This is a genomic window from uncultured Methanobrevibacter sp. (assembly GCF_900316895.1).
Taxonomy (GTDB): Archaea; Methanobacteriota; Methanobacteria; order Methanobacteriales; family Methanobacteriaceae; genus Methanocatella.
Window position 1 is genome coordinate 1 of sequence record NZ_ONER01000089.1, and the last position, 5,991, is coordinate 5,991.

5 protein-coding genes are annotated in these 5,991 nt (G+C 35.8%); 4 read left to right on the forward strand and 1 reads right to left on the reverse strand.

The features are described from left to right. Positions 1-141 precede the first annotated feature (141 nt). A complete protein-coding gene (locus QZN27_RS08485) occupies positions 142-1,155 on the reverse strand; it encodes a 7-cyano-7-deazaguanine synthase (protein WP_296786378.1) in 1,014 nt (337 codons plus the stop codon). A 69-nt stretch (positions 1,156-1,224) separates the two neighbouring features. Here QZN27_RS08485 and QZN27_RS08490 point away from each other — a divergent pair, with 69 nt between their 5' ends. From QZN27_RS08490 to QZN27_RS08505, 4 genes are all read left to right on the forward strand, one after another. After that, on the forward strand, positions 1,225-2,373 hold the full coding sequence (locus QZN27_RS08490; RefSeq protein WP_296786382.1) for an aldo/keto reductase: 1,149 nt from the start codon (positions 1,225-1,227) through the stop codon (positions 2,371-2,373). A gap of 43 nt (positions 2,374-2,416) precedes the next feature. Beyond that, positions 2,417-3,703 (forward strand): O-acetylhomoserine aminocarboxypropyltransferase/cysteine synthase family protein, encoded by a 1,287-nt coding sequence (locus tag QZN27_RS08495; RefSeq protein WP_296786385.1) that lies wholly within the window; start codon positions 2,417-2,419, stop codon positions 3,701-3,703. Positions 3,704-3,820: 117 nt separating this feature from the next. Then, positions 3,821-4,303, forward strand: coding sequence for a hypothetical protein (locus QZN27_RS08500; RefSeq protein WP_296786388.1), 483 nt, complete (start codon positions 3,821-3,823; stop codon positions 4,301-4,303). A 6-nt stretch (positions 4,304-4,309) separates the two neighbouring features. Then, positions 4,310-5,991 (forward strand): hypothetical protein (locus tag QZN27_RS08505; RefSeq protein WP_296786391.1); only part of this gene is annotated, 1,682 nt, incomplete at its 3' end.

Here is a 5,991-nt window from a genome sequence, read left to right on the forward strand (position 1 = left end):
TAAAACACAATAAAATTAATTAAAAAAGACAGTACACCCAATAGTGCAATTCATCCACAACTTGCAGAAGTTGTGGTATTCTTGCATTTTAAAGATAAATTCATAAGTAAGGCTCAGCTTCTATTAATATCTCACATTTGATTATTTTACCTTGTTGAAACTCCAAATTAAATCAAGAGCTTCACCAGGCTCCAGTGCACCTGAACGAGTTTCCCTCAATATCCTTTGAATCGAGAATTTTCTCATATGCGGAAATTTCTTGTGAACTTCATAAAGTAGAGGACAGCCAAATCCTTTGAATGTCTGTAAATCATAGTTTCTGATTAAGGATTTAATCTCTTGCTTGCCGACACTTAAACTTGCTGGAAGGTTCAAGCGATATAATGAATCCTCCTGTAAATTTATGCATTGACTACCAGTTGCAAGCATATCACCAAAGATAATTATTGGAATTTCATTGTCTTTTGCATATTGCTTTACTAGCTGGCCGGTGTTTTTGGAGCATCTTCCGCAAGGATGCACATTGCCTGTGAAAGATTCGCCGATGATATCTGAATAATCGGCTTCAATATACTCATGTTTGACCTCTAATGATTCAACCAAAACCTTGATGTTCTTTTTAAATTGGTTTGGAAGAATTATGGTTCCCGGATCAACAGTAACTGCCACAGGATTAAAACCAAGCTTTTTGGCTAGAATAAGTGAAAAGCTACTGTCCACACCACCTGAAAGTGCAACGACAGCTTCAATTTTTGAAGATTCATCAAACTCGTTTTCACCGAAATATTTGTCAAAATTGAAACTGTAGATATTTTCCAATTTGTAATCAATGGTTCTTTCCAGGTTTTTCAGTCCAACAGAATCCAAATCGATGTTATGCACTGTCTTTTTGGATAATTTCAATTTATACTTCTTGTTTAAAAAGTCCCCATATGACTCAACATGTATACTGTCAAGGCCCAGTTTCTCTTTGAGTTTGCCGACAACCCAGCCTCCTTTTCCAATTATCGCTGATTTATCTGGCCTGTCTTCTGTGATAATCCACAGTTCATTATCTTCAAAGTAAATTTCTTCAATGAAAATATTCACTTCATCATGACCTATTTCAGCTCTAATGGCATTTACTTCATTCAAAATAAATTCTTTAGTATACATATAATAATTATCTTTAATTTAGAAACTTTTAAAGATTTCTTAAAACATATATTACATAGAGGGAACTAAATGGAATATAGAAAGTTAGGAAACACCAATATTGAAGTATCTGAAATAGCTTTTGGAGCCGAATTTTTAGTGGAAAGGCCATATGAGGATACAGAGGTATTAATTAAAGCCTGTGAGGAAAACGGAATCAATTTTGTTGACTGTTGGATGAGCGAGCCTGACGTGCGCTCACACCTGGGCCGTGCAATCAAGCCGAATCGTGAAAACTGGGTGATTCAAGGACATATCGGTTCGACATGGCAAAACAACCAGTATGTAAGAACCCGTGATATGGATAAGGTAATTCCGGCATTTGAGGATTTCATGGAAAGGTTTCAAATCGACACGCTTGATTTCGGTATGATTCACTATGTTGACCAGATTGAGGATTATGACAACATTATGAATGGTCCGTTCATCGAATATGTGAGAAAACTAAAGGATGAAGGAACCATAGCACATATTGGACTCAGCACTCATAATCCTGAAGTTGGGCTTTTGGCAGCCAGAAATCCTGAAATCGAGCTTTTGATGTTTTCAATCAATCCTGCATTTGACATGTTTGGAGCAATGGATGATATTGAAGAGTATCGCAAAGAGGATGCCTATGACAATGATTTTTCCTCAATCAATCCTTTAAGGGCAGAAATTTATGAGTTATGCGAAAAAAATGGCACTGCATTAACTGTAATGAAAGGATTTGCCGGAGGAAATTTGCTGGCTGATGATACTTCTCCATTTGGGGTGGCGCTGACACCTGTCCAATGTATTCATTATGCTTTGGAACAAAAAGGAGTTTCAAGCATTTTTGTCGGTGTCAAGACAGTTGATGAATTAATTGAATCTTTAAAATATTGCACAGCAAGCGAAGCGGAAAAGGATTACACTGAAGTTCTGAAAAATGCACCAAAACATTCATTCAAAGGCCAATGCACATATTGTGGGCATTGTCAGCCCTGCAGTTCTGGAATAGATATAGCAATGGTGAATAAACTGTTTGACCTTGCAAAAAACCATGATGAAGTTCCGGCAAGTGTACAGGAACATTATAATAATCTAAAATATAATGCGACTGACTGTATCGCCTGTGGTGATTGTGAACCTAGATGTCCGTTCGATGTTCATATAGTCGATGTGATGTTGGATTCGCAGGATTTGTTCGGATTTTGATAATGTTTATACTTGGTGGAAACAAAACTATTAAGTGATTATTATGGCTTATGAAATTAAAAACAAAAAAAATATATCAACAATTGGTGTACATGCGGGCCAGGAAGAAGTTGATGAAACCGGTTCAAGAGTAACACCAATCTATCAGACTACATCTTATGTATTTGACTCACCTGAACAGGCTGCAAACAGATTTGCGCTTAAAGAGGGAGGAAACATTTATACCAGGTTAACCAACCCTACAACTGAGGCATTTGAAAAGAGGATGGCTGCTATTGAAGGAGGAACTGCAGCATATGCAACAGCTTCCGGAATGTCAGCAATTTTTTATGCAATCATTAACCTGACACAAGTTGGAGATAATATAGTTTCAGCGGATAACCTGTACGGTGGAACATATGAGTTATTCGAAAATACTTTAGAGGAATTAGGACGGACAGTTACATTTGTTGACTCACAATCTCCTGAATTGTTTGAAGAGGCTATAGACGATAAGACAAAAGCCATTTATGTGGAATCTATTGGAAATCCTAAATTGGATATTCCTGATTTTGACAGGTTGGCCGAAATTGCACATTCGCATGGAATTCCATTGATTGCTGACAATACCGTTGGAATAGGTTCCGTAAGGCCTTTTGACCATGGAGCAGATATCATATCATCATCTGCAACAAAATACATCGGAGGTCACGGTACTACTCTTGGTGGAATTATTATCGAAAAAGGCGATTTTGACTGGATGAACGGCAAATTCCCAACATTGTCAGAACCTGATGCAACATATAACGGTTTAGTCTTTGCTGAGACTTTCAAGGGAGCTGCCTTTACAACAAGAATCAGAGCAGTTGTCGGAAGGGACACCGGTGCTGTTCCATCTCCGTTCGGATCATTTTTACTATTGCAGGGTCTTGAAACATTAGGTTTGAGGATTGAAAGGCATGCTTCAAATGCAATGGCTGTTGCAAAGCACCTTGAAGCTCATCCTAAAGTTGCTTGGGTAACATATTCCGGTTTGGAATCATCCCCCAACCATGAAGTGGCTAAAAAGTATGCTGAAAAGGGTTACGGAGGAATAGTGTCATTCGGTCTTAAGGCAGGTTATGATGGAGCTTTGAAATTCATTGAAAATGTCGAGTTATTGTCATTTTTGGCAAATATTGGAGACGCTAAATCATTAGTGGTTCATCCTGCGTCAACCACTCACTCCCAACTGTCTGAAGAACAGCAATTGTCCACTGGAGTAACTCCTGATTTAATCAGATTCTCAGTGGGTATTGAGGATATTGAGGATATCCTGGCTGATGTTGACCAGGCATTGGATAAAGTCTAAACTTGGAAGTTTTTTAAACTTCCCGTTTTTTTCTTTTGCAAAGATATTTTCAAAAAATCAATAAAATTAAAAAGACTTTTTAACTTTTAATGCTAAATATATTATATTGGTGATAAGATGGATTTTGATGAAAGACGTATCGATTTAGTTAAAACTTCTATTAAAAATGTTAATTCCGGTCAGAAAATCATTTCAAAATCATTGGATAATAAAGTTCATGTTCATTGGCCAAAAGAAGATGAATATTTAGGCAATGAATCAATTTTAGACCATTTAACATGTGATGATGCTAATTGGGCTTATGAATATCTTGGCGAAGCAGTTGTTGAACGTCAGGTGCCTGGTGATGGACAAAAGGCTCACGGCGGAGATATTGAAACCGAAGAAGTAAAGGTTGTCAAACTTAGGGTCACAACCGGTAAGGATGAAAATCCATTAATAGATCTTGCTTTGAATCATCCGGAACCTCATGTAAGGATAGCTGCAATTAAAAAAATCGTCAATCCTGCTGTTTTAACCAGTATAATTACTAAAGATGAAGAGGATAAAGAGGTTAAAAAAGCTTGTTTGGATAGATTGGATGAGTTATACATAGAATAAGGTATTATGACATCCTATGATGTTATGGAACTCATTAAACGTTCGAACAATCAAGAAGAAATAATTGATATAGCTCAAAATGATTCCGATTGGCATATCCGCCAATTTGCAGTTGCCTATATTGAAGATGAAGAGGCATTAAAAGATATTTTAATCAATGATTCCATTAATTCCGTATCCATTAAGGCTATGGAGCAGATCAGTGACATAGATTTTTTAATAGACGTCTGCTTAAACAATCCATTTTCACATATCCGTCTTGCAACTCTAAATCGCATAATCGATGAATCTCTACTTTTAACGTCTGATTTAACAAATCTTTTAAATAATGTTGCTTTGAATGACCCAAATGAATTCATTGTTAAGCTTGCAGTTGAAAACACTAATTTTAATAATCCTGAAGTAATAATGACCATTGCCGAGTCCGGGCGCGATGTTGAAATCAGAAAATTGGCCATTTCCAAAATCACTGATGAAAAGGTTTTGTCTGATTTTGCATTAAATGATTCAAATGTTTTCATACGAAGGGAGGCCATCTTAAACCCTAATTTATCTGATTTTGACATTTTGAGTGAAGTGATAAGAAATGATGATGACGGATTCAATCGCCATTGGGCATGTGAAAAGATAAATGATAATGATTATCTGGTCAAGCTAATTTTTAATAAGTCATTTTACCATCGTTTGGATGATTTGTCACTTAATTCTAATTTGAATTGTGAAGAGTACTTTAAGGAAATTTATGAAAATAGTGATGATGAATATTCTTGCCTTGTTGCAGCATATCTTATTCAGGATGAAGTCTATTTAGCCAATATTGTTTTAAATGATTCTAATGATAAAATAAGACTGCATGCTATAAAAAATAAGCATTTTTCAAATCATGAAATCTTAAAAGGATTGATTTTAAGCGAAGACAATCGGGATATTGTTTTTTGTGCGGTTTCAAAAATTAGGGATGAGGATGTGCTGATAGAATATATCCGAACAAATTTGGATGATGGCAGGGCCACTTTACAGGCAATTTTGAAGGTTAATGATGTTGAATTGTTAAAGGAATTGTCAATGCATTCAAATCCAAAAATACGTCTTTATGCAGTCAAATCATTTACGAATAATTTCAAAGATCAATATAATTCCATTTTAAGGGATATTGCTTTGACAGATGAAAATAAGGATGTATGTCTTGAAGCGACTGGGGCGATAACAAATCCTTATGATTTGATGGAGATAGCTGATAAAAATGATGATGGTGATATAAGATCATTGGCATTAAAGATTATTCCAACTTCCAGATTATTGGATAACTTTTTGTTTGTTCATAATTCAAATAGGCAGTCACTGAACTTCAAGCAGAAGCTAAAATCATTGGCCTTAAATGAAGTGGATGATGAAATCAGACATATTGCTATTTCCAAGCTTGATGACAAGGAAACTTTGGACAATATTTCCTCTCTTGAAAAGGATGATTCTGAAATTGCCCAAAGAAGGTTGAACTCTCTTTTTGAAGATATTAAGCGTATTGATAATGAACTTCTACTGAAAAAACTGATTTCATCAGGAGACAGTGATGTTTCCTATATTGCTCAAAAGACATTTGATGACTGGATTAACAGCCAGAAGCACATAGATGAAATCAGCCGGATTTCAGACATTGAAAAACTGAAATCAATAATTGATGATGACTT